Raw genomic sequence first — 13,397 nt, forward strand, 5'->3', positions numbered from 1 at the left:
GTCGAGCGGTTCTTCTGCAAACTCAAACAGTTCCGCCGCGTCGCAACCCGCTTCGACAAGCTCGCCAGAAACTTCCTCGCCGCCGTCGCACTCGCCTCAACACGACTCTGGCTCAAAGCTTATGAGTCCACGCCCTAGGCGGCCATCGCGCAGGCCGTCGCCGGATCCACCTCCATGTCGGCCAGCTCCAGCACGAACTCCTTCGCCGGGGCGATCGCGTTCCGGCCGGCGCTGTAGCGGCCGCGGGTCACGCCGGTCGGCCGGAAGCCGAGCTTGCGCAGCACCCGGCCCGAGGCGGGATTGTCGGTGAAGTGGCCGGCGACCAGCCGCGGCAGCCTCAGACTGTCCCGCGCATTGGCGAGCAGGGCGCGGCCAGCCTCCGTGGCGATGCCCTGGCCCCAAAAGGGCCGGGCGATCCAGTAGCCGAACTCGACCTCGTCATCCTGCGTCCGGCCGAAGCCGATCCCGCCGACGAGGCGGGGCGCGCCTTCGGTCCTGAGGAAGATCAGGCAGGCGGCCTGGCCCGCGGGACGCTCGCGCGTGAGGAAGGTCTCGGCGTCGGCCATGCTGTATGGCCAGGGCGCGGTGGCGAGGTTGCGGACGATGCGCTCGTCGGCAATCGCGTGGAAGAGCGCCGGCGCGTCCTCGCTCCAGCCTGGCCTCAGCAACAGTCTTTCCGTCCTCGCGAACATAGCTCTTTCCCTTCGCTCTCCTGCGCGTCCCTGGCCCCGGAGGGTTGCAGGTCCGCGACACCGGATTGTGAGGGAGAAAAGAAAAGGGAGAGGGGGTGACCCTCTCCCTCACATGTTCCTTTCGAGAACCTTTGGGCCACCCCGTCCTGGGCAGCCCGTCCTCGACTGCCCCTATTTCGCGTCGCTAATCGGCATGTCGACGCACACGAACTTGCGGCCGAGCTTGCCGTCGCGGAACGCGACGGTGCCGCCGGCAAGCGCGAAGAGGGTATGGTCCTTGCCCATGCCGACATTCGCGCCCGGATAATATTTGGTGCCGCGCTGGCGCACGATGATGTTGCCGCCGACGACCGTCTCGCCGCCGAACTTCTTCACGCCGAGGCGCTTGGACTGGGAATCGCGGCCGTTACGCGACGAGCCGCCTGCTTTCTTATGTGCCATGGGTCTTCTCTAACCTGAATTCCGTTTATTCGGCCTTACCAGCGGCCGGCTTCTTCGTCGAGGCCTTCTTCGCAGGCGCAGCATCGGCGGCCGAAGCCGCCTTCGCCTTCGGCGCCGCCTTGGTCGCGGCCGCCTTCTTCGGCGCCTCGGCCTTCGCCTCGGGCGCCGCTTCTGCGCCGCCCTTGGCCGGCGCTTCCGGCGCGGGCCCAGCCTCCGCCTTCGGCTTGGCGGCCTTCTTCGGGGCGTCGCCGATCGCCAGGATCCTCAGGATCGTGTGCTGCTGGCGGTGGCCCTTCTTGCGGCGGTAATTGTGCCGGCGGCGCTTCTTGAAGACGATGACCTTCTCGCCCTTTGCCTGGGCGACGATCTCGGCCGCGACGGTGAGGCCGGCGGTCGGCTTCAGCTCGCCGCCGTCGCCGGCCAGCAGGACATCGGACAGAGTGACGCTGTCGCCGGCCTCGCCGGCCAGCTTCTCGACGACGATCTTGTCTCCGGCGGCGACGCGATACTGCTTGCCGCCCGTGCGCACGATTGCGAACATGGGCTATCCAATTCAACTCGAAATGCTTGGCGCGCGAGGCAGGGCCTCGCACGGGAAGAGGGGCCGCTACAGGCTGGGGCGGTTCCTGTCAACCGAAGCGCAAGGAAAAACGGCCTAGTGCCGCCGTTCGCGGCGCAGCTGGTAGCGGCCCTTGTCGAAGGGCTCGAACATGCCGGCAATGGCGGGATGGTCGACCGGCTCGTCCTCATCGTCGGGCAGCAGGTTCTGCTGGCTGACATAGGCAATGTAGCTGCTCTCCGCATTCTCGGCGAGCAGGTGGTAGAAGGGCTGGTCCTTGCGCGGGCGGATGTCCTCGGGAATGGCCTGGTACCATTCCTCGCTGTTCGCGAAGACCGGGTCGATGTCGAAGATCACGCCGCGGAAATCGAACATGCGGTGCCGCACCACGTCCCCGATCGAGAAGCGGGCATGGGCGACGGGCGGCGCCTGGATCGCGCCGCCCCTGACCTGGTTGAGGATGTCGGGCTGCGTCATGCCCCATATCTAGTGTGCGCCGCGTGGCCCCGCAAGCGAGCCAGGGCTCGGTTCGCCTCAGCCTGGGGTTGGCAGGACGTATCTCCTGCAAAATGCGCGTTGTCGCGATTTCCGAGCCGCCGAGCGTTGCGCTCGGCTCGAAATCGCTCTAGAGGCGCGCCTCCAATCGACCGGGCGGGCCCAGGCGGCCCAGGCCTTTCATGCGGAGAGGTGCCGGAGTGGTCGAACGGGGCGGTCTCGAAAACCGTTGAGCGCGCAAGCGTTCCGAGGGTTCGAATCCCTCCCTCTCCGCCACATCCCCCGCGAGATCGCTCCAGTTCCGTCCTAAAAATCCTCGCATTTCTGCGGATTTTCGCCTAGATGCGGTCAAGTGTCGTCCAACGCGATACCCCCAGATCCGGGGGCATTTGGGGGCACTGGCGGGGCATCGGCTCTGCGAAATGGGGGCATCGGTGCTCACAGATCTCAAGGCTCGAAATGCCAAGCCGCGCGCGAAGAACTACAAGCTCGGCGATTCTGGCGGCTTGTATCTCTACGTTACGACCAAGGGTTCCCGTTCTTGGCGAATGAAGTATCGCTTTGCGGGCAAGGAGAGGCGGTTGAGCTTCGGCCCCTATCCCGAGGTGTCGTTGGCGGAAGCCCGGCAAAAACGGGATGAGGCCAGACGGCTGCTTCGCGATCACCGCGACCCGGCTATTGAACAGTTAAGGCGCAAATTGTCCGCGGCGGTTGACCATGCGGAGACCTTTGAGACAGTCGCTCGGCGTTGGTATGCGATGCACAAGCAGCGTTGGACACCGGTTCACGCGAGTGACGTGATCAAGAGCCTGGAACGCGAGATATTTCCTTCGCTGGGTAGCATACCAATCAGCCAGCTCGATGCTCCACTCGTGCTCGCAACCCTGCGCAAGATCGAGGCACGGGGCTCTCTGGAGACTGCGAAGCGCGTGCGACAACGCATGTCGGCCGTGTTCATCCACGCGATATCTGAGGGCATTTGCTCCACCGATCCGGCGGCGATCGTGGCCAAGGCAATGAAGCCGGCCCGAAAGCGATCCAGGCAGCCGGCCATTGCTGACCTCGACGAGTTGCGACAACTGCTCCGCACAGTCGAGGGATCGGGCGCAAGTCCGGTTACGAAAATCGGCTCGCGGCTGCTTGCGCTAACAGCCGTCAGGCCTGCAGTTCTTCGAGGCGCGCAATGGAGTGAATTCGAGGGAATCGATTGGGAGACTGGCGAGGCCATGGCAAATGGCCATCCGATATGGCGCATTCCGTCACAGCGAATGAAACTTGTGCTCGAGCGCAAAGATGATGCCTCCTACGAGCATCTTGTGCCGCTTTCGCGGCAAGCGTTGGAGGCGCTGGTCGCGATCCGCCCGCTCACCGGCCGATTCAAGCTGGTCTTCCCAAGCGAGCGCCATGCACATCGTCCGATGTCTGAGAATGCGATCGGGTATCTGTATAATCGCTCCGGCTACCACGGCCGGCATGTGCCCCATGGCTGGCGGGCGGCCTTCTCCACCATCATGAACGAGCTTGCGGAACGTGAGGGAAGGGCAAGCGATCGCGCGATCATCGATCTGATGCTGGCGCATATTCCGACGAACAAGGTCGAGGGGGCTTACAACCGTGCCGCCTACATGGAGCGCCGCCGAGAGATCGCTCACGAATGGAGTAACATTCTGACGGAAGGCCTAGTGCCGGCCAGTGAACTCTTATTCGGGCCACGGCGATGACCGGGCACCTGAAGCAGCCTGGAGCGACCGGTGTTCCGCCCTGGATCGATTGGAAGCTGACGAAGCCGAGGCGACGGAAGCTGCAAACGTGGCTCGAGAAACAAGACTTTACCCGGCTGGATGAAGAAGCCCTTTTTGGGGTGATCGAAAGCGAGGTTCGCGCCTATGTGCAGACCAAGGCTCTGGCCAAGCAAAGCTCTGCAGGTGCGGTGCGGAATAATCTGTCAAAGGCCGTTGCGGCTTCCGAGAAGCTGCTGGAGGCGGTTCAGACACTCGACGGCAACAGTCAGTTCCTGCTGATAACGATCACCGCCGGGGAGTCCCTCCGCGACAACGTCGCACGCAATCATCGGGCATTGGTAACAGCGCATGCAGCAGCGAGAGCAAACTACCCGCTGCGCGGTAGAAGGCCGGAGCACGAGAGCCAGAGGTTAGCCGCTGTACTCGCAGAAGCCTTCGAAATGCACACCTCTGGATTTGTGAGGCAGACCAAGGGTGGCAAATTTGAGCAATTTCTTCGCCAAGTTCTAGCGTTGGTCGGCGAAGAACGCACCGACCTCCACACACTGGTCGAGCAGGTGAGCCAGAGGCAGCTCATCACACCCCTCGGCGAAGGACTCTGGATGTTCACTCCCTACGAATTCGCGCCAAAGCGAAGCCAATAGATAGGGAGTGGTTGGACGTATCGGCCTCCACGGGGCCTCAGTGCACTGATCTGCACCTGAGGAGACCAAAATGAACTTCGCCCTGATCAACCTGTCCGAGGTCCGCGGCCGGATCCGGCGCTCGCGCGGCACGATCTACAGCGAGATCGGCCGCGGCATTTTCCCGCGCCCCCTCAAGATCGGCAAGCGGTCGTTCTGGCGAGACGACGAGATCGATGATCTGATCACCGCGTATGCGGCTGGCGCGTCGCCGGACGAGCTGTGCCGCCTGTGCGATACGTTCTACGAGCGCCGGCTGGCCCGCTAGAATGTCGCGCCGCCACGACGTGCGGCGGATCAAGGCGCATTTCACCTATTCCGCCGACGAACTCGCCCGTACCCTTGATGTCAACGTCCGGACCGTCCGCAAATGGAAGGCCGAAGGCCTGCGCCCTATCGAGGGCCTTTACCCGCAAGTGTTCGCGCCGCAGGAGATCGTCCGCTTCATCCAGGCAAGGCAACAGCCGCGCCAGCCACTGGCACCGGGCGAGATCTATTGCGTCGCCTGCAAACGTGCGCAGCGCCCGGCCGGCGATGTCGTGAATGTCGTGCCGCGCTGGAGCACGAATGTCGACCTCGTCGGCGTGTGCCCGTCCTGCGCGCGGCACATCTATCGTCGGGTCAGCCTCGGCAAGCTGGAGTGCGACCGCGGGACTCTCGGGGTGCGCTACGAGGATGGCACGGCACCTTATTCGCAATGCGGCGACCTATCTCACAGCGCACCTTTGAAGGAGAATGACCAATGACCCGACTGAACCCCGAGAACGAGCGCCTCAAGCGGCGCTATATCCGCTACCTCGAGCAGGCGGATGGCCTTGCCCCCATCACGATCGACAACGCGCTGCGCGCCGTCGTCGCGTTCGAGCACTTCACCAACGGCCGCGACTTCGGCAAGCTGCGCGACAAGGACGCCCACGCCTACAAGATGCATCTGCTCGAGGGCAAAGACGGCCGCGCCGCCAACCGCGCCACAGTGCAGGGCAAGCTGAAGCCCGTGCAGCGCTTCTTCCGCTGGCTCGCCGAGCAGGACGGCTATCGGAACAAGATCCGCTACGGAGACGTGAAGTTCTTCAACCTCTCCCGGAATGACCAGCAGATCGCCCGCGACCACCGCGTGAAGCCAACGCCCGAACTCGAGCAGGTGCTGAAGGTCGTCCGTGCCATGCAAGCCACCACGGACGTCGAGCTGCGGGATCGCGCGATCATCTGCTGCGCTCTCCTCACCTGCCCCCGGGTCAGCGCGTTGATCACGCTGAAGCTGAAGCATGTGCGCCAAGACCGCCTCGGCATCGACCAGGACGGCCGGGAAGTGCACACCAAGTTCGGCAAATCCTTCACCTCCTTCTTCTTCCCGGTCGGCGACGACATCCGGGACATGTTCCTCGATTATGTCGACCATCTGCGCACGCTCGGCTGGGACGATGATGATCCGCTCTTCCCGCAGACCGAGCGCGCCATTGCGGCGGTTCGCGAGGGTCGCCCCCTCCGACTGATCCGGAAGCATTGGGCGACCCCCGATCCGATCCGAGCCATCTTCCGTCGCGCGCTCGCCGCCGGGGGCATGCCGTATTACACGCCGCACTCACTTCGGCGGACAATCGCTCGCTTCGGGATGAGCCTCTGCAACAGCGCCGACAAGATCAAGGCCTGGTCGCAGAACCTCGCCCACCAGGATGTGCTGACCACGTTCACCAATTACGGCTCGCTCACCCCGGAGAAGCAGGGGGAAATCATCCTCTCGATGAACTCCGCGGAGGCCACTGACGAGCAGGCGCTCGACGCCCTGTTCGACCTGCTCAAGACGGATCCGCGGTTCCGCGCCAAGATGGAGAAATAAGATGATCGACGTCGGCTATCAGATGCCGCTGTTTGAGTGGTATTCGATCCATGTCGAGTTCGCGCAGAGGCGCGAATGGGTGCTCGGCGGTCTGCGCAGCAATTGGCAGCGCGTGCAAGAGCTGGCAGACGAGGAAATCATCTTCCGATACTGGTCGCCTGACCTCATCGTCCCCATCGATCTCTACGACTATGAACGTACCATCGAGAAGCGGGCTCGCACCGCTGGCTCATTCGATTACGAAGCGCGGATCCAGTACGTCGGGGACGACCAATTGTGGCGCCTCTATCCCGGGCCACTCGAGACCCCGCTGCCCGACGGGGAGATCTTCCAAGGCTGCCTCGTCCTCACTTTCATCGCCGGGAACGATGCAGATGCCAAGCGGATCATCGAGGCCAAACTCGACCGAATCAAACCGATCCTCGAGATGCAGCGTGACCGGATCGACGAATTCCACCTGACGTTGACCGAAGTGATCCGGGCCGAGATCGATCGTCTCCGGGCTGGCGGGGGCGCGTGCTCCGCCCCGGGTGGCCACGCGCCGCAGCCGCACCCCATTTCGTGACGTACTGGTGCAGACGCGTGGCAAGAGGATCAGCCCTGCGCTTTATCGGAGGCTCGCGCGCGCGGGCGCGCGCGAAGTGCTTCCGCCCCTGAATTCGCAATTGGAAAACGCGCCTAGCGAGCGGACTTCAATTCGAGGCGAGCGGTAAAGGCCATCGCATCTGGTTCAGCACTGGGGTCGGAGGCAATCCAGCCGGATCCGGCAAATGCCGCGATCTGTTCATAATCCGCGGACCACTGCATCAGTTTCGTGCGCTGCTCGCCGTTCAAGCTCACTTCTTGCAGAGCCCAGCGCTGAAACATGCTGGAGAGCGCCAACATCTCATCATAATCCAGCGTCTCAAGCGCTTGCTGGACATTGACATGATGAGTCACCACGGGCGGCGTAATTTGTGTCTCGCGGCTCATCCGCAAAGTCTATCAACTCTGGGAGCCGCGCAGGAGTCCTCTTGGATGCGCGCCAGCCGGTGTTCGACGGATATGATGTCCGCCATAAGCGGCCGCCATTTCTCTCTTGAAGCGGTGTTTCACGGGAGGTGAGGCTATCGGGCGCCCCGCGCAATGCCCCGCCAAACGACTGTTCTGCGCCCATTTTAGCCGATTGGCGGTCAAGCGGACAACCTCGAAACCTGCCATTTATTCAGATGCGCCTCCGCGACAGCTAGCGAGTCCGACCCCTCCCGGGGCGCCCAAGCCCTCCCCACTTGTGGTCCATCAAGCTGGAATCAATCCTTCCGCACCAAAGATCCGTCGCTCCTGGTCCACCGGACATCGTCGTCGGATTGGATGCCGTCGAGAGGGTCAAATGCGAGATCGGCAATAAGGTGGCGTGTCGCCGGGTCGACGACCTCGTCGAAGCGCATCTTCGCGTCGACGATCGGCGCAATCAGCTGCGCGCGCACGTCGCCCTTCATGTTACGCGCAGTTACGACCGCCTCGACTTGGGCCTTGCCGCTCGTGCCCGTCCCGAGCTCGACTGACAGTTCCACCTCGAACGACTTCTCCTGCCGGAAGGACGAGCAGGACCATATCAGGACCGGACCCGGCCCCTCCTCTTCTATGTAGAAGGTAAAGGGCTCATGACGCGACGCCGGACCAAGCCGGCCGAAGTCCATGTGCCGAAGCGGATCGTGGAAGGCTCGCGGATACGGCGCGGGCTTCCCGAAGACAAAGACGTAGTAGGGTTTCGAATGCAACGTCGTGTTGCCGGAACGGACCTCCAGCGACAGGCCCTCGGCAGTGATCGGGCCCGCATTCTCGATCGTAATCCGGACGCGCTGCTGTGCATGAAGTCGCTGCAGCCCGAGATGCATGGCCGGCAGGTCCTTTGCTATGAGACGGTCGCGCCACTTCCTCTTGCGCTCGTCGAATGAATAGTCTCGGCTAAGCGACGAGAGCCCGAACGCGTCCTCTCCGTCCTGTCGGGGCGCTGCTCGCAGAATCGCGCTCTGGATCGTTTCCGTCTGCTCGTCGGACGCGGGTTCCACAACCAGCTTGCGCCAAGGCAACGGCGTGATCGCCTCCACGCGCACTTCGATGAGGGGTTGCTCCGTCCTGAGCATCCCAAGCTCTCGCTCGAGCCGCGCCCTCTCCCGCTCGTCGGGAGAGGGCTCCGGCGCACGCAGCCAATGTTCGGGCAGCTTGGTTGCACGAAGACCATGCGTGATCGCGCCATCGCGCGGCCGCATATCGTGGCTGAGCAGCTCTAGCTGAGCGCGGTCGCTGACCAGCGCGTGCAGCGCTTGCGCAACAATTCGGTCGTCGCCGTCATGGCGATCGAGATCGTCCAACGCATCCCAGTCGATCCTTGCATTGGCGACAAGCGCGACATCGACCCGGGGTGGGCCAGCGGACAGTTCGGCCGGCAAGCGAGTTTCCAAGAAGCTATCGAGCATCTTGTTGAAGCTCCGTGCGCGCGAGCCCAGACGACCATCGTTCTTCTTGGCGTCGATCTCGCTCTGCGCCTGGCGGCACACGAGTAGGAGGATGGGTCCTTGCCCAAACTCGGCCCAGGGCAGCTGGTCGAGTGGTTTGGTCTCCAAGACCACTTGCGTATCAATGATGAGAACTCGTGCGTAGGCCGAGATGTTCAGGACCACGGACATTATGCTTTCATGCCAGCCGCAAAGCTCAGCGGCAACGAGGTCGCTGCAAGCCCCAAGTAGGGCATCATAGCCAGCTTGATCGTCAACCCTTGATCGTCAACCACTGGGACGCTTCGGCAGCCCTTTTTTCCGGATCCGAAATAGCTTGACGTGCAAATCGCCGGGATTCAGAAGGAACCCCGGCGACCCGAAACGCTTAAGAAGGTCTAGTTCTTAGGACCCTTCTTACCCGTCTTGTAGGTCTCGACCACCGTCGTGCGAGGACGGCGCTCGGCCTCTTCCACAGGAATGAACTGGCCAGTGCCAGCATCACGCCCGCGTTCGTGCGTTGCCATTTCACATCACCTCCTTTCGTGGCAGCTGCCTATCGATCAGCCGACACTCGGGTGGCGCGTGGAATACATACGCAGGCGTATAATCCGAAAATGAGACGAAAAAGTCGAGTCTTTTGGCGATGCCTACGCCTGTTGGTTGGCGGGTGCGGCCCCTTTTTGCCCCTTGTCGGCGGTGCGCTTCAACACCGTCTGGAGGCCGTCAATGTGTTCAAACAAGTCGTCGGACACTGACTGCCAAAGGGGATCGAGGATAAATTGCACGCCTTCTCGCCTCGCTAGCTTCGCAGCCGGCACAAAGTCGGCATCGCCCGCGACCAGGATGATGGTGGACGCCAACCGCTTTAGGGTGAGGGACGCGATATCGAGCCCGATCCGCATGTCCACGCCCTTCTGGCGGAGGTCGAGATGCACCATCCAAGGCTCTAGGGCATGCCACGCCGCTGTCCGCGCACGGAAATCCGCAACCGCCTCGGCCGTCAGCGTCACAGTTCCATCTGCCGCAGGCTCAATGGCGTGGATTTCATCGATCGCCGCCTTCGCCCTTAATAGCTTGGCCATTCGCTCGTGCTGGACCGTCCAGCCACCCAGCTTGCTTAGAGAGCCTAGGCGTAGCGCCATATTCCGCTGCTTCCGCAGCAGCAGGAAAAGGTCTTCTTGGAATTTCGCCAGATCGGACTTGCCGAAGTTGATTTGCTCTCCGGTCAGCGGGTGATGCGCTTGTCCCTGAAAGGGCGGGGCGTCATAGTAGAAAATGCGATAAATATGGCGATGCCAGTTGCCGCCCTCGTCATCTGTCAGCTTTTTCACGTGCGCCCGGCAGATGGACCGGATGATTCCGCATACCTTGTAGGGTGTCAGCTTTTCAGGCTCTGAAACCAGCTTCGACAGGCGCTTCGCCAAAAATCCGCCATCGATCATGATCGCGATTTCTCGGGCCACGGTTTTCCCCTGACACAAAAAAAGCCCCAAGATTTCGGTAACGCTCTGGATGGTCGAGCGAACCTACTCTCAAGGGGCGGATTCCGCGTGTATATGGGAAAACGTTTGCAAAATTGCAAACGAAAATCGTTTTCGAAAATGCGCTACGTCGATTTTTTGGAACGCCTCGGCGGCGGCCTTTTCCGCTTCAGTTTCACATTCTCGGGAAGCTCCGTTGGGTCCACGCCGATGAAGCGTTACAGCGCCCTCGTCTGAGTCCATGGCTAGCTCTAGCGGCAGAGAGACGGCTGGTTTGCGACCCGACCGACCGAAAGCCAGTCCGTTTCCGGCCAAAATCAGCCGGTTCGCGGATGCAGTCTCTGCCGCAGGCGGATGGCCCGCCTATACAGACGCATGGTCGCGCAGATCGTCTTTTTCGCCCGATGCCCGTCAGAGGCCCCCGATCGACGGGCCGGAACCCTGGCCTCTGCTTTAGGTCGCAGATATTCTTTCAGACAGCCGACACGACCACAAGGCTGAGGCCAACAGTGAGGACGCCGACAGCTGTGAACGCCATCGGCAAAATCGCATTCAGGCAATTCATCAGTCGCCGTAGCGTGGTGGGCACACACCGTTGACTGGTTCGAGAATGCGCTGCCCCTGTGGCGTCCAGTATACACATCGCCGCTGCTGGGGCCTGTCTTCGAGGAGTGGGTTCGCCCGGCGCTGAGCGTTAGCTTGAGCTGCCTGCGCCTCTACGCCAGCAACTGCGCCCATGATTGCAAGATCCCCAGTCAAGGCTTCGTCGCGGCGCTGATGCCAGCAATCGCGCCACTCCTGAGTTCCACGCTGGTGACCGGCCGCTTCGCAAATGCCACGCGGGCTCATTCGATAAAGGGAAGCACAGCCGGCGAGCCCGACTGTCATGACTACCGCAATGGCAATTGGACGGAGCATGCCCCTCCCTCACAGACGAGTGTACATACTATAGTTGATAAACTATCGGCCGTCCGGACGCCATCCCCTGTGCATGGATATGCGGGCGTTGGTGGGAAGCAATTTCGCGCGCGTTCGGCGCGAGAAAGGCCTTACCCAGGAGCAGGTCGCCGAGCGCTCCGGCTTCTCGCAGCAATATCTCAGCGGACTTGAACGTGGCCGCCGCAACCCGACCATCGTGAGCCTCTATGAACTCGCGCAGGCTCTGGAAGTGGACTATCTGGATCTGCTGAAACGACCTGGCTGAGCCCCAGTTCACGGCACGTGGTTGACCAACACGTCAATGGTGAGTCCGGCGCCACGCGGCAATGTCGTCCGCGCTGACATCTGCTTGATAGCAGCGCAGCGCATAACCTCCGGGTCTGCTGTAGGCGCTCCTGCGTCCACAACTCCGCCCGGCCCGATCGCGGCTGTACGGGCACGGGCAAGAGCCTGGATACGAAGCAATCGAGGCCCGAATGATTTGCTGCCTTACTTCAGCATCAGATTGGACCGCCACGGCGGGCGCCGCAGGTGCGACGACGCCGATGGCCAAGCGAGCAATCGGCCTCATGACAATCATTCTCCGAAAATCCGGTGGCCGTAGGCGACTAGGAGAGTGGCGCAGTTGAAGACTGTCGCGACCCCCAACCAGAATTCCTTGCCGCCGAAGTGAGGTATCCGGGTCATCGTGAAAAGGCGCATAACATAGTATCGTCCCAGTAACGACTCGGGGGAGGGGCAAATGTTTCGACCAATCACGCGCTCGCTGGCGACTCTCACGCTATTATTTGGAACGGCCGCTCAGGCGCAGCCCGGGCAAGGTCTTCGGATCGAAAGTCGTTCGACCCTGGGCAACAGGGCGCCGTCGGGCGTCAGCGTGGTTGGCGGCAGGTGGATGGCCGCCCACTTCATTGACGTGGGGCAGGGGCAGGCGGTCCTGTTTGAATTCAGCTGCGGTCTGGTGCTGGTCGACACAGGCGGCCAGGAAGAGGGGGCGCGAAACAATCCGCGGCGCTTGATAGACTATCTCAACCGGCTATTCGCTCGTAGGCCCGCCTTAAGGCGCACGATCGATCTCGTGGTGCTGACGCATCCGCATCTGGACCACACGTTGGGCGTCACAGCCCTCACGGACCCGGCGAATCGTATCCGAATTCGCAGCGTCGTGACGAACAACCAAGATAACGGCTCGGGCATCTCTGGGCAGCGTGCCCTATGGCGCTATGCTGCCGCAAACAACATCACCCCGGAGCGGGTCAGTGTAAACGATATCCCGGCTGCTGCGGGGCTCAGCAACGGAAGGATCGATCCTGTCAATTGCGCTCAGGTTGATCCCGATATCCGGGTTCTGTGGGGATCGGTCACCGGCACTCAGTCATGGCGATCCAACGGCAACAATCACAGCGTGGTTGTGCGGATCCGTTTCCGTGAAAGCACCTTCCTCGTGACCGGCGATCTCACGAGTCAGGCCATTCCGACCATGTTGGCGCGATATGGTGCCCGGTCGCCCCTGCTGGCCGCAGACGTGTTGGCGCCCGGCCATCACGGTTCCCGCGACGGCACGACACTGGGATTTCTTGGAGCTGTCAGACCGGAGCTCGCGGTCATCTCGGCCGGTGATCCCGGTAATCCGGCCGAGGTCGGACTGGACGGCACGGCCTGGGATTACGGTCATCCCAACTGGGCCTCGCTGTCTCTATTGCTGGACAGAGCCCATCACGGCGTCTCGTTCACGCGGCCGTCGCGTACTTTTTCTGTCGGCATAAGCGGACGGCCCTTGGACAACTCGCGGCCGCCGGTCATTCGGACGGAGATGATCGCGGGAGCGGTATTTACAACCGGATGGGACGGAGATGTGGTCGTCTATGCCAGCGACGCAGGGGAAAAGTTCGTCGTAATCAACTGATTCCGAAGGCGCGTCGCTGATCCTACCCGTTCCGCCACTATTCCACCGATGTGCAGCAACGGCGGCTAGCGCGTGAACTTACATAGCGTCAACTCGCGGACTTGGCAGGCACGCGCTGGGTCCAGAGTAAGGCGCCTACCAC

Annotated in this window: 15 protein-coding genes, 1 tRNA gene and 1 pseudogene; 10 read left to right on the top strand and 7 right to left on the bottom strand. The window is 62.2% G+C overall.

The window, feature by feature from the left end; translation table 11 throughout:
- Positions 1–138, top strand: a pseudogene (locus VEC11_RS08380) (IS5/IS1182 family transposase); the annotation flags it as partial.
- Here VEC11_RS08380 and VEC11_RS08385 read toward each other — a convergent pair.
- From VEC11_RS08385 to hspQ, 4 genes are all read right to left on the bottom strand, one after another.
- Positions 135–692 carry a GNAT family N-acetyltransferase gene (locus VEC11_RS08385; protein WP_464130256.1) on the bottom strand — a complete coding sequence of 186 codons (558 nt, stop codon included), beginning with the start codon at positions 690–692 and terminating at the stop codon, positions 135–137. The pseudogene VEC11_RS08380 and the gene VEC11_RS08385 sit on opposite strands and share 4 nt — an antisense overlap.
- A 171-nt stretch (positions 693–863) precedes the next feature.
- On the bottom strand, positions 864–1,133 hold the full coding sequence (gene rpmA, locus VEC11_RS08390; RefSeq protein WP_464130257.1) for a 50S ribosomal protein L27: 270 nt from the start codon (positions 1,131–1,133) through the stop codon (positions 864–866).
- 25 nt (positions 1,134–1,158) lie between these two features.
- The gene (rplU, locus tag VEC11_RS08395) at positions 1,159–1,674 is read right to left on the bottom strand and encodes a 50S ribosomal protein L21 (RefSeq protein ID WP_464130258.1); all 516 of its coding nucleotides are present in this window, start codon (positions 1,672–1,674) and stop codon (positions 1,159–1,161) included.
- Positions 1,675–1,788: 114 nt separating this feature from the next.
- On the bottom strand, positions 1,789–2,169 hold the full coding sequence (gene hspQ, locus VEC11_RS08400; RefSeq protein WP_464130260.1) for a heat shock protein HspQ: 381 nt from the start codon (positions 2,167–2,169) through the stop codon (positions 1,789–1,791).
- A 204-nt stretch (positions 2,170–2,373) separates the two neighbouring features.
- On the opposite strand from hspQ, the gene VEC11_RS08405 reads away from it, so the two are divergent.
- From VEC11_RS08405 to VEC11_RS08435, 7 genes are all read left to right on the top strand, one after another.
- A tRNA-Ser gene (locus VEC11_RS08405) sits at positions 2,374–2,463 on the top strand.
- Between the two features lie 158 nt (positions 2,464–2,621).
- A complete protein-coding gene (locus VEC11_RS08410) occupies positions 2,622–3,908 on the top strand; it encodes a tyrosine-type recombinase/integrase (RefSeq protein ID WP_464130261.1) in 1,287 nt (428 codons plus the stop codon).
- Positions 3,905–4,573, top strand: coding sequence for a hypothetical protein (locus VEC11_RS08415; protein ID WP_464130262.1), 669 nt, complete (start codon positions 3,905–3,907; stop codon positions 4,571–4,573). Before VEC11_RS08410 ends, VEC11_RS08415 begins: the two co-directional genes overlap by 4 nt.
- A 70-nt stretch (positions 4,574–4,643) precedes the next feature.
- Positions 4,644–4,880 carry a helix-turn-helix transcriptional regulator gene (locus VEC11_RS08420; RefSeq protein ID WP_464130263.1) on the top strand — a complete coding sequence of 79 codons (237 nt, stop codon included), beginning with the start codon at positions 4,644–4,646 and terminating at the stop codon, positions 4,878–4,880.
- A 1-nt stretch (position 4,881) separates the two neighbouring features.
- Positions 4,882–5,358, top strand: a complete 477-nt coding sequence (locus VEC11_RS08425; protein ID WP_464130264.1) for a hypothetical protein — start codon at positions 4,882–4,884, stop codon at positions 5,356–5,358.
- Positions 5,355–6,449 (top strand): tyrosine-type recombinase/integrase, encoded by a 1,095-nt coding sequence (locus tag VEC11_RS08430; RefSeq protein WP_464130265.1) that lies wholly within the window; start codon positions 5,355–5,357, stop codon positions 6,447–6,449. Before VEC11_RS08425 ends, VEC11_RS08430 begins: the two co-directional genes overlap by 4 nt.
- Before the next feature lies 1 nt (position 6,450).
- On the top strand, positions 6,451–7,014 hold the full coding sequence (locus tag VEC11_RS08435; protein WP_464130266.1) for a hypothetical protein: 564 nt from the start codon (positions 6,451–6,453) through the stop codon (positions 7,012–7,014).
- Positions 7,015–7,127: 113 nt separating this feature from the next.
- Here the strand turns inward: VEC11_RS08435 and VEC11_RS08440 are convergent, their stop codons facing one another.
- From VEC11_RS08440 to VEC11_RS08450, 3 genes are all read right to left on the bottom strand, one after another.
- Entirely contained in the window at positions 7,128–7,421 is a 294-nt protein-coding gene (locus VEC11_RS08440; protein WP_464130267.1) for a hypothetical protein, read from the bottom strand.
- A gap of 317 nt (positions 7,422–7,738) precedes the next feature.
- The gene (locus VEC11_RS08445; protein WP_464130268.1) at positions 7,739–9,118 is read right to left on the bottom strand and encodes a hypothetical protein; all 1,380 of its coding nucleotides are present in this window, start codon (positions 9,116–9,118) and stop codon (positions 7,739–7,741) included.
- Positions 9,119–9,576: 458 nt separating this feature from the next.
- Positions 9,577–10,371: an NYN domain-containing protein gene (locus VEC11_RS08450; protein ID WP_464130269.1), complete on the bottom strand. Its 795-nt coding sequence runs from the start codon at positions 10,369–10,371 to the stop codon at positions 9,577–9,579.
- Positions 10,372–11,401: 1,030 nt separating this feature from the next.
- Between VEC11_RS08450 and VEC11_RS08455 the strand changes: the two genes are divergently transcribed.
- Positions 11,402–11,614 (top strand): helix-turn-helix domain-containing protein, encoded by a 213-nt coding sequence (locus tag VEC11_RS08455; protein WP_464130270.1) that lies wholly within the window; start codon positions 11,402–11,404, stop codon positions 11,612–11,614.
- Positions 11,615–12,091: 477 nt separating this feature from the next.
- Positions 12,092–13,255: a ComEC/Rec2 family competence protein gene (locus tag VEC11_RS08460; RefSeq protein WP_464130271.1), complete on the top strand. Its 1,164-nt coding sequence runs from the start codon at positions 12,092–12,094 to the stop codon at positions 13,253–13,255.
- The last annotated feature ends 142 nt before the right edge of the window (positions 13,256–13,397 follow it).

Origin of the sequence: Allosphingosinicella sp. (assembly GCF_035626655.1) — a bacterium.
Taxonomy (GTDB): domain Bacteria; phylum Pseudomonadota; class Alphaproteobacteria; order Sphingomonadales; family Sphingomonadaceae; genus Allosphingosinicella.

Bases quoted from the DNA above. Each gene is read 5' to 3' on its own strand.
- rpmA (WP_464130257.1), bottom strand. From the start codon at position 1,133: ATGGCACATAAGAAAGCAGGCGGCTCGTCGCGTAACGGCCGCGATTCC.
- VEC11_RS08415 (WP_464130262.1), top strand. From the start codon at position 3,905: ATGACCGGGCACCTGAAGCAGCCTGGAGCGACCGGTGTTCCGCCCTGG.
- VEC11_RS08430 (WP_464130265.1), top strand. From the start codon at position 5,355: ATGACCCGACTGAACCCCGAGAACGAGCGCCTCAAGCGGCGCTATATC.
- VEC11_RS08385 (WP_464130256.1), bottom strand. From the start codon at position 692: ATGTTCGCGAGGACGGAAAGACTGTTGCTGAGGCCAGGCTGGAGCGAG.
- VEC11_RS08435 (WP_464130266.1), top strand. From the start codon at position 6,451: ATGATCGACGTCGGCTATCAGATGCCGCTGTTTGAGTGGTATTCGATC.
- VEC11_RS08460 (WP_464130271.1), top strand. From the start codon at position 12,092: ATGTTTCGACCAATCACGCGCTCGCTGGCGACTCTCACGCTATTATTT.
- VEC11_RS08425 (WP_464130264.1), top strand. From the start codon at position 4,882: ATGTCGCGCCGCCACGACGTGCGGCGGATCAAGGCGCATTTCACCTAT.
- VEC11_RS08450 (WP_464130269.1), bottom strand. From the start codon at position 10,371: ATGATCGATGGCGGATTTTTGGCGAAGCGCCTGTCGAAGCTGGTTTCA.
- VEC11_RS08420 (WP_464130263.1), top strand. From the start codon at position 4,644: ATGAACTTCGCCCTGATCAACCTGTCCGAGGTCCGCGGCCGGATCCGG.
- hspQ (WP_464130260.1), bottom strand. From the start codon at position 2,169: ATGACGCAGCCCGACATCCTCAACCAGGTCAGGGGCGGCGCGATCCAG.
- VEC11_RS08440 (WP_464130267.1), bottom strand. From the start codon at position 7,421: ATGAGCCGCGAGACACAAATTACGCCGCCCGTGGTGACTCATCATGTC.
- rplU (WP_464130258.1), bottom strand. From the start codon at position 1,674: ATGTTCGCAATCGTGCGCACGGGCGGCAAGCAGTATCGCGTCGCCGCC.
- VEC11_RS08445 (WP_464130268.1), bottom strand. From the start codon at position 9,118: ATGTCCGTGGTCCTGAACATCTCGGCCTACGCACGAGTTCTCATCATT.
- VEC11_RS08455 (WP_464130270.1), top strand. From the start codon at position 11,402: ATGGATATGCGGGCGTTGGTGGGAAGCAATTTCGCGCGCGTTCGGCGC.